Below are 17,804 nucleotides of genomic sequence, written 5' to 3'. Positions count from 1 at the left end.
ATGACCAGCACCGACGACAGGCCCGACGGCGACGAGCTCGGCAAGACCGGAGCGGTCGTCGACCTCGGCATGCCCGCCCCGGGCGGCGCCTTCGACGAGCACCACCCCCCGGACGCCGCGCTCATCGGCGACTGCGTCCACTGCGGCTTCTGCCTGCCCACCTGTCCCACCTACCTGCTGTGGGGCGAGGAGATGGACTCCCCGCGTGGGCGGATCTACCTCATGAAGGAGGGCCTCGAGGGCGAGCCGATGACCGACGAGATGGTCGGCCACTTCGACGCCTGCCTGGGCTGCATGGCCTGCGTGACGGCCTGCCCGTCCGGGGTGCAGTACGACCGCCTCATCGAGCAGACCCGCGCCCAGGTGGAGCGCAACCACGACCGCACCGCGCCCGACAAGGCGTTGCGCGGACTGATCTTCTCGCTGTTCCCCTATCCCAAGCGGCTCAAGGTCATGCGCGGCCCGCTGCGCGTGATGCAGAAGACCGGTCTCGACAAGGCGATGCGCCGCACCGGGCTGCTGGACCGCATGGCGCCCCAGCTGGCCGCCATGGAGCGTCTCGCGCCCCCGCTGGGCAAGCCGATCCCGCTGCCCGAGCGCATCGAGGCCACCGGCGAGCGGCGCGCCACCGTGGGCATGCTCGTCGGCTGCGTGCAGGGCGCCTTCTTCCCCGGCGTGAACGCCGCCACCGCGCGCGTGCTCCAGGCCGAGGGCTGCGACATCGTCATCCCGAAGTCGCAGGGCTGCTGCGGCGCGCTGTCGGTCCACAACGGCCGTGAGCCGGAGGGCCAGGGCTTCGCCCGCAAGCTCATCGACACCTTCGAGTCCTCCGGGGTCGAGTACGTCGTCGTCAACTCGGCCGGCTGCGGGTCGACGATGAAGGAGTACGCCGAGCTGCTGGCCGACGACCCGACGTACGCCGACAAGGCGAAGGCCTTCGCCGACCGGGTCCGCGACGTCGCGGAGATCCTCCACGAGCTCGGGCCCGTGGCCCCGCGCCACCCGCTCGAGATGACCGTGGCCTACCACGACGCCTGCCACCTCGGTCACGCCCAGGGCATCCGCGCGCAACCGCGCGACCTGCTGCGCGCCATCCCCGGGCTGGAGCTCAAGGAGATCCCCGAGGCGGAGATCTGCTGCGGCTCGGCCGGCATCTACAACATCATCAACCCCGAGCCCGCCCAGCAGCTCGGCGACCGCAAGGCCGCCAACATCGTGAAGACCGGCGCGCAGGTGCTGGTCACCGCCAACCCGGGGTGCCTCATGCAGGTCACCTCCGCGATCGAGCGGTCGGGTCACCCGATGTCGATGGCCCACACCGTCGAGGTGCTCGACGCCTCGATCCGCGGCGTGGCTGCCGCGAATTTCACGTCAAACTGACAAGATCACGCACCGTCCCTGTCAAGACCGCATCCTCGAGAGGCCGTCATGTTCCAGCAGAATCCCGAGGCAGTAGGTGACTCGCTCGCGCTCAGCGCGCTGTGTGCCGCCGTACCGCTGCTGACCCTGTTCATCCTCCTCGGCGGCCTCCGCATGAAGGCGTGGCTGGCGGGACTCATCTCGCTCGGGGTGTCGATCGTCATCGCGATCGTGCTCTTCGGCATGCCCGTGAGCCAGACCTTCTCGGCCACGGCCGAGGGTGCGGCGTTCGGCTTCTTCCCGATCCTGTGGATCGTGATCAACGCGATCTGGGTCTACAACCTGACGGTGAAGTCGGGCCACTTCGACGTGCTGCGGCGCTCCTTCGAGAAGGTCAGCCCCGACCAGCGGATCCAGGCGATCATCATCGCCTTCTGCTTCGGAGCCCTGCTCGAGGCGCTGGCCGGCTTCGGCACCCCCGTCGCCATCACGGTCGTGATGCTGATGGCGCTGGGCTTCCAGCCCCTCAAGGCCGCCGCGGTGGCCCTGATCGCCAACACCGCCCCGGTCGCCTACGGCGCCCTGGCCACCCCGATCGTCACGCTGGCCTCCGTCACCTCCACCGTGAACGACGACCCGGGCCTCACCGTCGAGAACCTCGGCGCCATGGTCGGTCGCCAGACCCCGATCCTCGCGATCTTCGTGCCGCTCGTCCTGGTCTTCGTCGTCGACGGCAAGCGCGGCGTCAAGCAGACCTGGCTGCCGGCCATCGTCGGTGGTCTCGCCTTCGGCATCGGCCAGTTCATCGCGGCCAACTACATCTCGGTCCCGCTGGCCGACATCATCGCCGCCCTCGTCTCCGCCCTCGCCATCGTGGCGCTGGTGCGGGTGTGGAGCCCGTCGCAGACCATCACCGCGGCCGACATGCGCGACTCCGACGAGTCCGCCGGTGAGTCCGGTGGCAGCGCGGTCGGAGCCGGCCGTCCTGGTGGCGCCGGTGGCCCGGGTGCCACCGCGACCAAGACCGAGCCGGCCCACGCCGACAGCCGGGCCGACGTCGTCAAGGCCTACGCGCCCTACCTGGTGATCGTGGCGATCTTCTCCGTCATCAACATCCCGGCGGTCAAGGAGTTCTTCGCCGCCGAGCCGTGGACCTTCGCCTTCACGTGGCCGGGGCTGGACATCCTCAACCCGTCCGGGGACCCGGTGGCCACCATCTACAACTTCAACTGGTTCCCGGCCGCCGGCACGCTCATGATCTTCGCCGGCATCATCACCGCGGCGATCCTCAAGGTCTCGCCGGGCACCGCCCTCAAGACCTACGGCGAGACCTACGTCGAGCTGAAGTCGGCCATCCTCACCGTCATGGCGGTGCTCGCCCTGGCCTACGTCATGAACCTCTCGGGCCAGACCGCGGCGCTGGGCGCGTGGCTCGCCGGTGCCGGTACGGCGTTCGCGATCCTCTCGCCGATCCTCGGCTGGCTCGGCGTGGCCGTCACCGGCTCGGACACCTCCGCCAACGCGCTCTTCGGCGCCCTTCAGGTGCAGACCGCGGCGCAGGCCGGGCTCGACCCCGTCCTGATGGCGGCGGCCAACACCTCCGGCGGCGTGCTCGGCAAGATGATCAGCCCGCAGAACCTCGCCATCGCGGCGGCGGCGGTCGGCATGGCCGGCAAGGAGGGCGACATCTTCCGCAAGGTCGTGGGATGGAGCCTGCTGCTGCTGGTGTTCATGTGCGCGCTCGTCGCGCTGCAGGCCACCCCGGTCCTGTCCTGGATGGTGCCCTGATCGTGAAGGCACGGCTGAGGCCGTCCACCGCCGCCGGGCTCGTCCCGGCGGCGGGGGCGGCCTTTCTCCTCGTCCTGGGCACGGTCGTGCCCGTGTCCGCCGGCGCCTCGCCCGTCGCGGCCCCGTCCTCCGCGGCCGTCTCGCAGGTCGCGCTCGCCCCCGCCGCGGCACGGAAGGCTCCTGCTCCCCAGCGGTGGCTGCAGATCGAGCGCACCCGGCGGGGCTACCTCGTCACCGCCGGTCTCCAGCACAGCCGGATGCGGATCACCGAGACCCGCAACGGCCTGCGGATCGTCGACCCCGGCACGGCCGAGCTGCGCGAGAGGCTGCGCTCCTGCGAGCGCGTCCGGGTCCGCGTCGGCATCGGCGCGCTCTGCCGGGTCTCCGACCGCGTCACCAAGCGCCACCCGATGCGGCTCGGCGTCGTGCCCCGGCTCGGCAACGACCTCGTCGACGCCCGTTCGCTGCCGGCCCGCTACAACCTCTCGGTGCTCGCCGACGCCGGGCACGACGTCGTACGCCTCGGTGACGGCGACGACTTCGTCAACGGCTACACCGGGGTCGACCGGGTCTTCGGCGGCCGGGGCAGCGACTGGATCCGCACGGGCATCGGGGACGACGTCATCAAGGGCGGTCGCGGTGGTGACCGGCTCGTCGGTGTCGAGGACGACGACGTCGTCCGCGGCGGCGCGGGCCGCGACCAGGTCGGCGGCGGGCCCGGTCGGGACCGCCTCTACGGCGGCGACGGGGCCGACGCGATCTCCTGCGGTGACGGGCGCGACCACGCCTGGACCGAGCGCGGGGACACCCGACGCGACTGCGAGCGCCTCCACCGCTGACCGAGCACGAGCGGGGCCGCCTCAGCGCTGGTAGACGTCGGGGACGCCGTCCTGGTCGTCGTCGACGTTCTCGGCCTCCCAGATGCGGCGGTAGACCCGGTCGCGGGTCTTGACGAGGACGCTCGCGAGCAGGGCGGCGACCAGCGAGCCGAGCAGGATGCCGACCTTGACGTGGTCGTCGGTGTCGCCGCCGCCTCCGAACGCCAGGTCGCCGATCAGCAGCGACACGGTGAAGCCGATGCCGGCGAGCAGGCCGAGCCCGACCACGTCGAGCCAGCTCAGCTCCTCGTCGAGGCTCGCCCGGGTGAAGCGGGCGACGACGTACGTCGTGCCGACGATGCCGATCGGCTTGCCGAGCACCAGCGCCAGCACGATGCCCAGCGCGACCGGGTCGGCCAGCGAGTCGCCCAGGCCCTCGAGGCCGCCGATCTCGACACCGGCGGCGAAGAACGCGAAGACCGGGACGGCGACGCCGGCCGACAACGGGCGGATCCGGTGCTCGAAGTGCTCGGCCAGGCCCGGGCCGGCGTCGGGGCCGCCCGCGGCCCGGGAGCGGATCACCGGCACCGTGAAGCCGAGCAGCACGCCCGCGACGGTGGCGTGCACGCCGGACTCGTGCATGAGCACCCACGTGACGAGCGCCAGCGGGAGCAGCAGCCACCAGGACCGGACCCGCTTCTGGACCAGGAGGGCGAAGAGCCCGAGCGGCAGCAGCGCCGCGGCCAGCGGCAGCAACGCCAGGTCGGAGGTGTAGAACACCGCGATGATCGTGACCGCGATCAGGTCGTCGACCACCGCCAGCGTGAGCAGGAAGGTCCGCATGCCGCTCGGCAGGTGGGTGCTGATGATGGCCAGCACCGCGAGCGCGAAGGCGATGTCGGTGGCGGTCGGGATGGCCCAGCCCTGCAGCGCCCCGTCGGTGCGGAAGGTGACCAGGGCGTAGACCACCGCCGGCACGACCACACCGCCGACCGCGGCCAGGATCGGCAGCGCGGCACGCTTGGGGTCGCGCAGGTCGCCGGCCACGAACTCCCGCTTGAGCTCCAGGCCGACGACGAAGAAGAAGACCGCCAGCAGCCCGTCCGCCGCCCAGGTGCCCAGCGTGAGGTCGAGGTGCAGGGCCGACGGTCCGACGGTGAGGTCGCGCAGCGCGACGTAGGAGTCCCCGGCCGGGGAGTTGATCCACACCAGGGCGACCACCGTGCCGAGCAGCAGCAGCGCCCCTCCGACGGTCTCCTGGCGGAGCACCTCGGCGATGCGGGCGGTCTCGGCCCAGGACCCCCGTCCGAGGAAGGTACGGCGGGCGTGGCGCTGCTCACGGGACACGGGGGAGAACCTCCAGGGTCGACGGATCCGTTGCCGACCAGACTTCCCGGCGCACCACGACCAACCTTCCCACAGGTTGTGGCCTCAACCCCCGCGGACGACGTTGGTCACTCGGGTCGTTGACGAGCGGCCCTCACCCCGGCTGCCCCGCACCGACAAGGTGGGGCGCGAGAGGTAGCCGGGGCACACCCGCTGCTGCCATGGTGAGGGACGACTGCGCGGGAAGGGCACCTGATGGCCCGGACGACACAGCACAGCACCACGAGGTCCGACGGCGCCGACACCGCTGCCCACAGCGATGGTGGCACCGGGACCCACGGCTCCCCGTGGGTGATGCTCGTGGTGGCCACGATCGGCTTCGCCGTGAACTTCTGGGCCTGGGCGCTGCTCAGCCCGCTGGGCCCGCTGTTCCGCGAGAGCGGGTCACTCGGAGCCCTCAGCGAGTCCGACGTCGCGCTGATGGTCGCGGTGCCGGTGGTGGTGGGGTCGCTCGGCCGCATCCTGGTGGGTGCGCTGACCGACCGCTTCGGCGGGCGCGTGATGTTCCCGCTCGTCTCGGCGGCGACCACGGTGCCGATCCTGTTCCTCGCCTTCTTCGCGCTGGACTCCTACGCGCTCGTCCTGGTGGGCGGGTTCTTCCTCGGGATCGGCGGCACCGCCTTCGCCGTCGGCGTCCCCTTCGTCAACGCGTGGTTCCCCCCGGAGCGTCGGGGCCTGGCGGTCGGCATCTTCGGGGCGGGCATGGGCGGCACCGCCGTCAGCGCCCTGACCACGGTCCGACTCTTCACCGACGCGGGGGAGAAGGCTCCGTTCCTCATCACCGCCGTCGCGCTGGCGGTGTACGCCGTGGTGGCGTGGCTGGTCCTGCGTGACGCCCCGGGACGTTCCGTCCCCACGACGTCCCTGGCCGCCCGGCTGTCGGCCAACGCGCGTCTGCCGATCACCTGGCAGGCCTGCCTGCTCTACGCCGTCGCGTTCGGCGGCTACGTCGCGTTCTCGGTCTACCTGCCGTCCTACCTCAAGACCGACTACGACCTCACCCCGGCGGACGCCGCCAACCGGATGGCCGGCTTCGTGGTGGTGGCGGTGCTGATGCGCCCGGTCGGGGGCTGGCTCTCGGACCGCTTCGGTGCCGTCCCCGTCCTCGCCTCCGGCTACGCCGTGGTCGTCGTGGGGGCCGGGGTGGCCGCGACCCACCCGCTCCTCGAGCACATCGGCACGGTGGCGTTCCTGGCCATGGCCGCGGCCCTCGGCTCGGGCAGCGGCGCGACCTTCGCGCTGGTGGCCAAGGTGACCGACCCGTCGCGGGTCGGCGGCGTGACCGGCCTGGTCGGCGCCGCGGGCGGGCTCGGCGGCTTCGTGCCCCCGCTCGTCATGGGCTACGTCTACGGCCGCACCGACTCCTACGCCATCGGGCTGTGGCTGCTGTCGGTCACCGCCGCCCTGACGCTGGTCCTCACCCTCACCGTCGTACGACGCACCGAGCTCGGCTCCACCCGACGAGAGGTCCTCGCATGACGTCACCCTCCGACCGCGTCGGCGACGCGCTGCTGCGCAGCCGACGGTTCTTCACCCAGGGCACGGTGTCCGAGGACCTGAGGACGCTGACCCACCAGGGCGGACGGGAGGCCGACGACTTCTACCGCGACCGGTGGAGCCACGACACAGTGGTGCGGTCGACGCACGGGGTGAACTGCACCGGCTCGTGCTCCTGGAAGGTCTACGTCAAGGACGGGATCATCACCTGGGAGACCCAGCAGACCGACTACCCGTCGGTGGGACCCGACAGCCCGGAGTACGAGCCCCGCGGCTGCCCGCGCGGCGCCGCCTTCTCCTGGTACACCTACTCGCCGACCCGGGTGCGCTACCCCTACGTCCGCGGCGTGCTGCTGCAGATGTACCGCGAGGCGAAGACGCAGCACGACGGCGACCCGGTGAAGGCGTGGGCCCACGTCGTCGACCACCCCCAGCGCGCGAAGGCCTACAAGGCCGCCCGCGGCAAGGGCGGCCTGGTCCGGGCGAGCTGGGACGAGGCGACCGAGATGATCGCCGCCGCCTACGTCCACACGATCATGACGTGGGGCCCCGACAGGGTCGCCGGCTTCTCCCCGATCCCCGCCATGTCGATGGTCTCCCACGCCTCCGGCGCCCGCTTCACCTCGCTGGTCGGCGGCTCGATGCTCTCCTTCTACGACTGGTACGCCGACCTGCCCGTCGCCTCCCCGCAGGTGTTCGGCGACCAGACCGACGTGCCGGAGTCGGGGGACTGGTGGGACGCCGGCTACCTCGTCATGTGGGGCTCCAACGTGCCGGTCACGCGCACCCCCGACGCGCACTGGATGACCGAGGCGCGCTACCGCGGTCAGAAGGTGGTCGTGGTCGCGCCCGACTACGCCGACAACGTGAAGTTCGCCGACGAGTGGCTGGCGATCGCGCCGGGCACCGACGGTGCGCTGGCCATGTCGATGGGCCACGTCGTGCTCAAGGAGTTCTTCGTCGACCGGACGACGCCGTACTTCGCCGACTACACGAAGAAGTACACCGACCTGCCCCACCTCGTGGTGCTCGACGAGGTGGAGGTCTCGACAGGCTCGACCACCGGGGGCTCGACCACCGGGGGCTCGACCACCGGGGGCTCGACCACCGGGGGCTCGACCACCGGGGGCTCGACCACCGGGGGCTCGACCACCGGGGGCTCGACCTACCGGCCCGGCAAGTTCCTGACCGCGGCCGACCTGGCCGCGCACCGCCACGTCGAGAACGCGCACTTCAAGACCGTCGTCGTCGACGCCCGCAGCGACGAGCCGGTGGTGCCCAACGGCGCGCTCGGCCACCGCTTCGGCGACAGCGGCGTCGGGTCCTGGAACCTCGACCTGGACGGCGTCGACCCCCGGCTGACCCTGCTCGGCACCACCCACGACTCCGCGCTCGTCGAGCTGCCCCGCTTCGACGACGTCGACGGCACCGCCGACTCGCTGACGCGCGGGGTGCCGGTGCGCCGCATCGACGGCCACCTGGTGACGACCGTCCTCGACCTCATGCTCGCCCAGTACGGCGTCGCCCGCGACGGGCTGCCGGGCCACTGGCCCACCGGGTACGACGACGCCACCGCGCCGTACACCCCGGCCTGGCAGGAGGCGATCACCGGCGTGCCCGCGGCGGCCGCGGCCCGGATCGCGCGCGAGTTCGCGGCCAACGCCGAGGAGTCGAAGGGCCGCTCGATGATCCTCATGGGGGCCGGGACGAACCACTGGTTCCACTCCGACACGATCTACCGCGGCTTCCTGGCCCTGACGACGTTGACGGGCTGCCAGGGCGTCAACGGCGGCGGCTGGGCGCACTACGTCGGCCAGGAGAAGTGCCGGCCGGTCACCGGCTGGGCCCAGCTCGCCTTCGGCCTCGACTGGGTCCGTCCGCCGCGGCAGATGATCCACACCGCCTACTGGTACCTCCACACCGACCAGTTCCGCTACGACACCTTCGGCGCCGACACCGTCGCGGCGGCCACCGGCACCGGGCAGCTGGCGGGGCTGAGCACGGCCGACGTCATCGCCAAGAGCGCGCGGATGGGCTGGATGCCGTCCTACCCGACCTTCGACCGCAACCCGCTCGAGCTCGCCGACGAGGCCGCGGCCGCCGGCACGCCGGTCGCCGAGCACGTCGTCGAGCAGCTGCAGAGCGGCGACCTGCGCTTCGCGGCCGAGGACCCCGACGCGCCGGAGAACTTCCCGCGCATCCTCGCGATCTGGCGAGCCAACCTGCTGGGCTCGTCGGGCAAGGGCAACGAGTACTTCCTCAAGCACCTGCTCGGCACCGACAGCTCGCTGCGCGCCACCGAGGCAGGGGAGGCCCACCGGCCGCAGGAGGTGGACTGGCACGAGACCGCGCCCGAGGGGAAGCTCGACCTGCTGCTCACCCTCGACTTCCGCCAGACCAGCACGACGATCTTCTCCGACATCGTGCTGCCGGCGGCCACGTGGTACGAGAAGCACGACCTCAACACCACCGACATGCACCCCTTCATCCACTCGTTCAACCCCGCCATCGCCCCGCCCTGGCAGACCCGGACCGACTGGGACGCCTGGCAGACGATCGCCACGAAGTTCAGCGAGCTCGCCGTCGGGCGGCTCGACACCCGCACCGACGTGGTCGCCGTACCGCTGCTGCACGACACCCCGGACGCGATGGCCAACCCGCACGGCGTGGTCCGCGACTGGAAGCACGGCGAGTGCGCGCCGGTCCCGGGCGTGACCATGCCGAAGATCGTCGAGGTCACCCGCGACTACCCGGCCGTCGGGGCGCAGATGCAGGCGCTCGGGCCACTGCTGGAGAAGCTGGGGACGACGACGAAGGGCGTCACCTACGACGTCACCGCCTCCATCGACTACCTGCGCGCGAAGAACGGCGCGATCCGCGGCGGGGCCGGCGACGGGCGACCCTCGCTGGTGCGCGACGTGCACGCCTGCGAGGCGATCCTGGCGCTGTCGGGCACCACCAACGGCCACCTCGCGACGCAGGGCTTCAGGACCCTGGAGAAGCGGACCGGCCGGCTGCTGCACGACCTGGCCGCCGAGCACGAGGGCAAGCAGATCACCTTCGCCGACACCCAGGCCGCGCCGGTGCCGGTGATCACCTCGCCGGAGTGGTCGGGCTCGGAGACCGGGGGGCGCCGCTACTCGCCCTTCACGATCAACGTCGAGCGCCTCAAGCCCTGGCACACCCTCACCGGGCGGCAGCACTTCTACCTCGACCACGACTGGATGAGCGAGCTCGGGGAGGGGCTGCCGGTCTACCGACCACCGCTGAACATGGGCGCCCTCTTCGGGGAGCCGGACATCGGGAGCACCGGCGAGCTGGGGGTGACGGTGCGTTACCTGACGCCGCACAACAAGTGGTCGATCCACTCGGAGTACCAGGACAACCTGTTCATGCTGTCGCTCTCGCGCGGCGGCCAGACGATCTGGATGAGCGACCGCGACGCCGCCAAGGTCGGCATCGAGGACAACGACTGGATCGAGGCGGTCAACCGCAACGGCGTCGTGGTGGCCCGCGCGATCGTCTCGCACCGGATGCCCGAGGGCACGGTCTACATGCACCACGCCCAGGACCGGCTGATCGACGTACCGATCGCGGAGACCTCCGGCAAGCGCGGCGGCATCCACAACTCGCTGACCCGCATCCTGGTCAAGCCCAGCCACCTCATCGGCGGCTACGCGCAGCTCGCCTTCGCCTTCAACTACCTCGGTCCCACCGGGAACCAGCGCGACGAGGTCACCGTGATCCGCCGACGTTCGCAAGAGGTGACCTACTGATGGTCTCGACAGGCTCGACCGCCAGGACAGAGGTGCCCTACTGATGGTCTCGACAGGCTCGACCGCCAGGACAGAGGTGACCTACTGATGGTCTCGACAGGCTCGACCGCCAGGACAGAGGTGACCTACTGATGGTCTCGACAGGCTCGACCTCCACGGCGACCGAGGTGACCCGCTGATGAAGGTCATGGCGCAGATGGCGATGGTGATGAACCTCGACAAGTGCATCGGCTGCCACACGTGCTCGGTCACGTGCAAGCAGGCGTGGACCAACCGCACCGGCACGGAGTACGTCTGGTTCAACAACGTGGAGACGCGGCCCGGGCAGGGCTACCCACGTCGCTACGAGGACCAGGAGGAGTGGAAGGGCGGCTGGGAGCTGAACCGTCGCGGTCGGCTGAAGCTGAAGGCGGGCGGGCGCCTGAAGAAGCTCGCCACGATCTTCTCCAACCCCAAGATGCCGTCGATCCACGACTACTACGAGCCGTGGACCTACGACTACGCCACGCTGACCGACGCTCCCGCGCAGGAGCACACCCCGGTGGCGCGGCCGAAGTCGCTGCTGACCGGCAAGGACATGAAGATCGAGTGGTCGTCGAACTGGGACGACGACCTGGGTGGTTCGAAGGCCACGGAGAAGCTCGACCCGATGCTCGCGAAGATCGCCGACAAGGTGACGTTCGAGTTCGAGCAGACCTTCATGTTCTACCTGCCGCGGATCTGCGAGCACTGCCTCAACCCGTCCTGCGCGGCGTCGTGCCCCAGCGGCGCGATCTACAAGCGCGCGGAGGACGGCATCGTGCTGGTCGACCAGGACCGCTGCCGCGGCTGGCGGATGTGCGTCTCGGGCTGCCCCTACAAGAAGGTCTACTTCAACCACCGCACCGGCAAGGCCGAGAAGTGCACGTTCTGCTTCCCGCGGGTCGAGGTCGGGCTGCCGACGGTGTGCGCGGAGACCTGCGTCGGTCGGCTGCGCTACATCGGGCTCGTCCTGTACGACGTCGACCGGGTCCAGGAGGCGGCGTCCACCCCCGACGAGCACGACCTCTACGAGGCGCAGCGCTCGGTGCTGCTGGACCCGAACGACCCCGAGGTGGTGCGCGCCGCCGAGCGTGACGGCATCCCGCGCGACTGGGTCCTGGCCGCGCAGCGCTCCCCGATCCACGCGTTGATCAACCGGTTCAAGGTCGCCCTGCCGCTGCACCCGGAGTACCGCACGATGCCGATGGTCTGGTACATCCCGCCGCTGTCGCCGGTCGTCGACGTGGTCCGCGACACCGGTGAGGACGCCGAGGACAGCGGCAACCTCTTCGCCGCCATCGACGCGCTGCGGATCCCGGTGGAGTACCTCGCCGAGCTCTTCACCGCCGGCGACGTCGCGCCGGTGGACGGCGTGCTGAAGAAGCTCGCCGCGATGCGGTGCTACATGCGCGACCTCAACCTCGGGCGGGAGGCGGACCCCTCCATCCCCGCCGCGGTCGGCATGACCGAGGAGGAGATGTACGACATGTACCGCCTGCTGGCGATCGCGAAGTACGACGAGCGCTACGTCATCCCCACTGCCCACGCCGAGCAGGCCCACTCGCTGGAGGAGATCGCCACCGAGTGCTCGGTCTCGGAGTACGGCGGCGGAAACCCGGAGATCTTCGGCGAGGGCTCGGGCGGGCTCACCCCGATCGCGGTGGAGAACTTCCAGATGCTCCAGGAGCGCCAGACGTCCGACACCCTGGCGTCGCCGGAGGACAAGCGGTCGCGGGTCAACCTGCTCAGCTGGGACGGCAAGGGCAGCCCGGGCGGGCTGTTCCCGCCGCGCTCGGACGGGACGGACGAGCCGTGAGCCGGCTCCGGGAGCGCGCCTCACGCCGGTCGTCAGGGGAGCGGGGCTCGCACCTGGCCCGCGAGCAGCGCCTCGTCGCCTGGCAGTCGGCCTCGCTGCTGCTGGGCTACCCCGACCAGCACCTGCTCGACCACCTGGCTCTCGTGGCGGAGGGGAGCCGGACCCTGCCGGAGGCGGTCGGCGAGCCGCTGCGCCGCAGCGCGACCGCGCTCGCGGAGCTGCCGCTGCCCGACCTCGAGGCCGACTACGTCGAAACCTTCGACAGCCGGCGCCGCCACAACCTCTTCCTGACCTACTTCGCCCACGGGGACACCCGCAAGCGCGGCCTCGCGCTGCTGCGCTTCAAGCAGGCCTACCAGGCGTCCGGCGTCGCGGTCGACGAGACCACACCGGTCGGCGCCGAGCTGCCCGACCACCTCTCCGTGGTCCTGGAGTACGCCGCCACCGTCGACCAGGAGCAGGGCCTCCAGCTGCTGCTCGACCACCGGGCCGGTCTCGAGCTGCTCCGGATGTCGCTGGCCGAGAAGGGCTCGCGCTGGGCGGGGGCGGTCGAGGCCGTGACGGCCACCTTCCCGCCCCTGCGCGGCGAAGAGGTCGAGGCGGTGCGACGGCTGGCCGCCGAGGGCCCACCGGCCGAGGAGGTCGGGCTGACGCCGTACGCGACGCCCGGCTTCGACCCGGGGCCGGCGCCGCCCGGCCCGCCGGGGCCGAGCGGACCCACCCTCCTGCCGATGCCGACGTTCCGGGCAGGGGGCTGAGGATGGACACCTTCCTGTGGGTGGTCGTGCCCTACGTCTGCCTGACGACCTTCGTCGTCGGTCACGTGTGGCGCTACCGCTACGACAAGTTCGGCTGGACCACCCGGTCCTCGCAGCTCTACGAGGACCGGCTGCTGCGCTGGGGCAGCCCGCTGTTCCACTTCGGGATCCTGGCCGTGTTCCTCGGCCACGTGATGGGGCTCGGCGTGCCGAAGTCGTGGACCGAGGCCGTCGGGGTCTCCGAGGGGCTCTACCACGTCCTCGCCGTCTCGGTCGGGGCCGTGGCCGGCTTCGGCACCGTCGTCGGCATGACGATCCTGATCTACCGCCGGCGCACGGTGGGGCCGGTCTTCTCGGCCACCACCCGCATGGACAAGGCGATGTACGCCGTGCTGGCGACCGTGATCGTCCTCGGGCTGGCCAACACCGTGATCGCCAACGTGTTCGGCCACTACGACTACCGCGAGGGGGTGTCGATCTGGTTCCGCGGCATCTTCCGCTTCTCCCTGCATCCCGAGCTGATGGGGGCGGCACCGATCGGCTTCCAGCTGCACGGGCTGGCCGCGATGGTCCTCTTCGCGCTGTGGCCCTTCACCCGGCTGGTGCACGTCTTCAGCGCCCCGCTGGGCTACCTGACGCGGCCCTACATCGTCTACCGCAGCCGCGACGACCGGCTCGGCAGCCACCGCCCCCGGCGGGGGTGGGACCGCGTGGGCTGAGCGCCCCCGCCCGACCGCACCGCCCCCCGAACCTCACCCCGGCCCTCACCCCGATCGGTGTCACCTCGACCCAGGAGCTCCCCGTGCAGAAGGAATCACTCACCGCCCTGCAGCGCCACCACCTCGACAAGGCCCGCCACGCGACCAGCGGCCGCAGCGCCCACACCGTGTACGGCGGTCACGAGCACGCGCTCAGCCAGACCGTCATCGCGCTGCGCGGGGAGTCGCAGCTCGACGAGCACGAGAGCCCGGGGGAGGCCACCCTGCAGGTGCTGCACGGGCGCGTCACGCTCGTCGCGGGGGAGGACCGCTGGAACGGCTCCCCGGGCGACCTGCTCACGATCCCCGACGCGCGCCACTCGCTCGAGGCCGTCGAGGACTCGGTTGTGCTGCTGACGGTGGCCAAGCGCCGCTGAGCCGGGCCTTCGGTGGCCGCACGTCGACGGCACGGTCGCCGCAGAGGCGCCGTTCAGTCGTCGCTGCCCTCGCGGCCCTCGAGGAGGCCCAGCCAGGCCGACCCGCCGCCGCTCAGCCGGCCCACCTCCTCGCCGCCGTCGCAGCGCAGCAGCGCGACGGTGACCTCGCCGGGGGCGCGGTGGACGACGCGCCACACCGCCCCGGAGTCCTCCCAGCGCTGCAGGTCGGCGACGAGCGCCTCGGCGTCCTCCGACTTCCGGGTGTCGTCGGGGTCGGTCCCGGGCTCCACGGCAGCTCCTTCCTGTGATCGGGCACGTTGTCGGACAGTCGTCTGACCATAGTCATCCGTACCGCTGACGGGCAGCCCTAGCCAGGGGTCCCCGAGGCGAGGAGTGTGGAGGTGACGAAGCCCGACCGTGGCCCGACCGTCGCCTGTCACCGGAGGACCCCACCCATGACCACCCCGAACCACCCGCTCCGGGTGCCCGTCCAGCAGGGCCCCGTCTACGCCGACCTCGACCTCGCCGACCTCGGAGCAGCCGAGGGGCGCGTCTCCGCGCTCGTCGTCCACGAGTCGTCGTTCGGCAACACCAGGACGATCGCGATGGCGGTCGCCGAGGGGGTGGCGGCCGCGCTCGAGGGGGACGCCTCGGTGGCGCTCGCAGCGGCGAACCGCGTCGAGCCCGAGATGACGCAGTCGGTGCGGATGCTGCTCGTCGGCGCGCCCACCCACGCCTTCGCCCTCCCGCGCCAGTCGACGCGGGAGGACGCCGTACGCCAGGGGGCGACCGGGCCGGTGATGTCCGGGGTGCGGGAGTGGATCGGCACCCTGCCGGTGCGCAGCCGCGACGCGATGGCGGCCACCTTCGACACCCGCGTCGAGCTGATGCGGCACCTGCCCGGCTCGGCGGCGACGTCCGCGCTGAAGCAGCTCGGGCGTCACGGCTACCGCACCGTCGAGCACGAGAGCTTCTACGTCACCGGGACGCCTGGACCGCTCCTGCCCGGTGAGGAGGAGCGGGCCTACGCCTGGGGTCGTCGGGTCGCGACCGAGATGCGGGCGGCTCTCGCCGCCCGCACCGGTCGCTGACCTCGGACCGCCCTCCGAGAGCCCTCAGGCGCCGACGAGCTCGCGGTCGCGGGTCTCGGCCTGCGCGGCGATGTGCTTGCGCAGCGAGTCGCCCTCGACGTCCACGTCCGGCAGCAGGCGGTCGAGCCAGCGGGGCAGCCACCAGGCCTTCTCGCCCAGGACGTACATCAGGGCCGGGATCAGCGTCATGCGGACCACGAAGGCGTCCAGCAGGACCGCGACGGCCAGCGCGAAGCCCATCGACTTGATGATCGGCTCGTCGATCAGCATGAAGGCGGCGAAGACCGCAGTCATGATGACCGCCGCGGCGGCCACCACCCGGGCGCTGTTGCGGAAGCCGTCGACGACCGACTCGCGCGGCGAGGCCCCGTGCACGTGTGCCTCCCGGATCCGGGTCACCAGAAACACCTGGTAGTCCATCGCCAGGCCGAAGACCACGCCGATGAGGAAGATCGGCATGAAGCTGACGATCGGCTGCGGGTCGACCAGGCCAAACATGCCCTCCTGGAACACCGCGACCGTCGCGCCCAGGGTGGCGAGCACCGAGAACAGGAACCCGAGGGTGGCGGTCAGCGGCACCAGCACCGAGCGGAAGACGACCATCAGCAGCAGGAACGCCAGGCCGATGACGACGGCGAGGTAGACCGGCAGGGCGGCGTCGAGCCGCTCGGAGACGTCGGTGGTGATGGCGGTCAGGCCGGTCACCCCGATCGTCGTACCGGTGTCGGCCTCGGTGGCCTCCTCGGTGGAGCGCAGCTCGTCGAGCAGGTCCTGCGTCGCAGGGTCGTCGGGGCCGGCCTCGGGGGTGATGAGGACCTGCGCGCCGTCACCGGCCTCGCTGGTGCCGGCGACCTGGGCGTTGGCGACGCCCTCCTGCGCAGCGGCCCAGGCGACGACGTCGCCGAAGGCCTGGCCGCGCTCGTCCTCGGCCACGTCGCGCGCGTCGACGACGGCGATCATCGGCGCCTCCCGGCCGGGGCCGAACGACGCCGAGATGAGGTCGGAGGCGCGGCGCTGGGTGGTGTCGGTCGCCGCCGTGCTGTCGCTCGGGAAGGCGAGGTAGAGGTCGCGCACCGGGGTGGCGAGCACCCCGAGGACGACGACGACCAGCAGGGCGACCGCGACCGGACGCCTGCCGACCACGCGGGCCCAGCGGGCGCCGTTGTTGACGACCTGGCCCTGCTCGTCGTGCTTCGGGCGGTAGCGGCGGACGGTGCCGCCGAACGCCTTGGACTTGAACAGGCCCAGCAGCGCGGGCAGGAGCGTGAGCGCGACCAGGACCGCGATCAGCACGGTGGCGGCGGCCGCGATGCCCATCGCGGTCAGGAAGGGGATGCGGACGACGGCGAGCGCGGCCAGCGCGATGAGCACCGTCAGGCCGGCGAAGACCACCGCGGAGCCGGCGGTGCCGACGGCGACGCCGACCGCCTCCTCGCGGTCGTCGGTGCGGCGCAGCTCGGAGCGGTAGCGGGCCAGGATGAACAGCGCGTAGTCGATGCCGACCGCGAGGCCGATCATCGTGGCCAGGGTCGCGGTGCTGGAGCCCAGGTCGAGGAACGCGGTGGCGGCGGTGATGCCGGAGATCCCGATCCCGATGCCGATGAGGGCGGTGAGGATCGGCAGCCCGGCGGCGACCAGCGAGCCGAAGGTCAGCACCAGGACGGCGAGCGCGACCGCGATGCCGATGAGCTCGGACTCCCCGCCGGGCGGGGCGAAGCTCTGCATGCCCTGCCCGTTGACCTCGGCCTCGAGGCCCGCGTCACGGGCGTCGTCGAGCGCGCCGCGTACGGCGTCCTGGGTGGCGGGGTCCACGTCGGTCACGGTGTCGACGTCGAAGGCGAAGGTGATCAGCCCGACGCGGCCGTCCTCGCTCAGCGGGGACAGGGTCTCGGCGTCGGCGACGGCCTCGGCGCGCGGGGTGCCGGCCTTCACGGCGCTCTTCACCATCGCGTCGACCTGGGCCGGACCGGCGGTGCCGGGGTTGGCGAGCGCGGGCTCGGCAGGCACGTCGTCGATCGCCTCGAGGTCGGCGACCAGGGCGTCGACCGCCTTCGCGGGGCCGGGGTCGGTGAGCGTCTCGCCCTCGGGCGCGGCGACGACCACGTTCACGGTGGCCTGGTCGAAGGCGTCCTGGGCGGTCGGGAACAGCTCCTGCTGCAGGTCGGCGGCCTCCTCGGACGGGATGCCGGGGATGGAGAAGGTGTCGGTGGTCGGCTTGGCGAGCGTGGCCGCGGCGGTGCCGACGACGACCACGGTGACGAGCCAGAGGGCGAGGACGATCGGCCAGCGGCGGAACGACGCGCGTCCGAGGCGGTAGAGCAGGGTGGCCATGCGGGGGACTCCTGGAGTGGGGGGCGGG

The 17,804-nt window shown here is 71.8% G+C and carries 13 protein-coding genes; 10 read left to right on the top strand and 3 right to left on the bottom strand.

The genetic code is table 11. From position 1 onward, the window contains the following. Genes glcF through G7072_RS14130 form a run of 3 tightly spaced genes read left to right on the top strand, consistent with a single transcriptional unit; the run spans position 1 to position 3,986 of the window. Complete coding sequence (glcF, locus tag G7072_RS14140; protein WP_240916958.1) at positions 1 to 1,380, top strand: glycolate oxidase subunit GlcF; 1,380 nt, start codon at positions 1 to 3, stop codon at positions 1,378 to 1,380. A gap of 48 nt (positions 1,381 to 1,428) precedes the next feature. Continuing rightward, positions 1,429 to 3,147: an L-lactate permease gene (locus G7072_RS14135; RefSeq protein ID WP_166087422.1), complete on the top strand. Its 1,719-nt coding sequence runs from the start codon at positions 1,429 to 1,431 to the stop codon at positions 3,145 to 3,147. Positions 3,148 to 3,149: 2 nt separating this feature from the next. Next, positions 3,150 to 3,986, top strand: a complete 837-nt coding sequence (locus G7072_RS14130) for a calcium-binding protein (protein ID WP_166087419.1) — start codon at positions 3,150 to 3,152, stop codon at positions 3,984 to 3,986. Positions 3,987 to 4,007: 21 nt separating this feature from the next. Here the strand turns inward: G7072_RS14130 and nhaA are convergent, their stop codons facing one another. Beyond that, positions 4,008 to 5,312, bottom strand: coding sequence for a Na+/H+ antiporter NhaA (gene nhaA / locus G7072_RS14125; RefSeq protein ID WP_206063133.1), 1,305 nt, complete (start codon positions 5,310 to 5,312; stop codon positions 4,008 to 4,010). Positions 5,313 to 5,546: 234 nt separating this feature from the next. Here nhaA and G7072_RS14120 point away from each other — a divergent pair, with 234 nt between their 5' ends. From G7072_RS14120 to G7072_RS14095, 6 genes are all read left to right on the top strand, one after another. Beyond that, complete coding sequence (locus G7072_RS14120) at positions 5,547 to 6,830, top strand: MFS transporter (RefSeq protein ID WP_206063132.1); 1,284 nt, start codon at positions 5,547 to 5,549, stop codon at positions 6,828 to 6,830. After that, positions 6,827 to 10,624, top strand: coding sequence for a nitrate reductase subunit alpha (locus tag G7072_RS14115; protein WP_166087417.1), 3,798 nt, complete (start codon positions 6,827 to 6,829; stop codon positions 10,622 to 10,624). The genes G7072_RS14120 and G7072_RS14115 overlap by 4 nt, the downstream gene beginning before the upstream one ends. A 178-nt stretch (positions 10,625 to 10,802) precedes the next feature. Next, on the top strand, positions 10,803 to 12,461 hold the full coding sequence (gene narH / locus G7072_RS14110; RefSeq protein ID WP_166087415.1) for a nitrate reductase subunit beta: 1,659 nt from the start codon (positions 10,803 to 10,805) through the stop codon (positions 12,459 to 12,461). Then, entirely contained in the window at positions 12,458 to 13,219 is a 762-nt protein-coding gene (gene narJ / locus G7072_RS14105) for a nitrate reductase molybdenum cofactor assembly chaperone (protein ID WP_240916957.1), read from the top strand. The genes narH and narJ overlap by 4 nt, the downstream gene beginning before the upstream one ends. Positions 13,220 to 13,221: 2 nt before the next feature. Next, positions 13,222 to 13,938 carry a respiratory nitrate reductase subunit gamma gene (gene narI / locus G7072_RS14100; RefSeq protein WP_166087412.1) on the top strand — a complete coding sequence of 239 codons (717 nt, stop codon included), beginning with the start codon at positions 13,222 to 13,224 and terminating at the stop codon, positions 13,936 to 13,938. 83 nt (positions 13,939 to 14,021) lie between these two features. After that, positions 14,022 to 14,354: a cupin domain-containing protein gene (locus G7072_RS14095; RefSeq protein ID WP_166087410.1), complete on the top strand. Its 333-nt coding sequence runs from the start codon at positions 14,022 to 14,024 to the stop codon at positions 14,352 to 14,354. 53 nt (positions 14,355 to 14,407) lie between these two features. Here the strand turns inward: G7072_RS14095 and G7072_RS14090 are convergent, their stop codons facing one another. Further along, complete coding sequence (locus G7072_RS14090; RefSeq protein ID WP_166087408.1) at positions 14,408 to 14,644, bottom strand: hypothetical protein; 237 nt, start codon at positions 14,642 to 14,644, stop codon at positions 14,408 to 14,410. 165 nt (positions 14,645 to 14,809) lie between these two features. Here G7072_RS14090 and G7072_RS14085 point away from each other — a divergent pair, with 165 nt between their 5' ends. Next, positions 14,810 to 15,445, top strand: a complete 636-nt coding sequence (locus G7072_RS14085) for a hypothetical protein (protein ID WP_166087405.1) — start codon at positions 14,810 to 14,812, stop codon at positions 15,443 to 15,445. 24 nt (positions 15,446 to 15,469) lie between these two features. Here G7072_RS14085 and G7072_RS14080 read toward each other — a convergent pair whose 3' ends face one another. Then, complete coding sequence (locus G7072_RS14080) at positions 15,470 to 17,776, bottom strand: MMPL family transporter (protein WP_166087403.1); 2,307 nt, start codon at positions 17,774 to 17,776, stop codon at positions 15,470 to 15,472. Positions 17,777 to 17,804 lie beyond the last annotated feature (28 nt).

Origin of the sequence: Nocardioides sp. HDW12B (assembly GCF_011299595.1) — a bacterium.
Lineage (GTDB): Bacteria > Actinomycetota > Actinomycetes > Propionibacteriales > Nocardioidaceae > Marmoricola_A.
The sequence above is the reverse complement of the archived record's forward strand: the minus strand, read 5'-3'. Positions and strand labels throughout refer to the sequence as shown.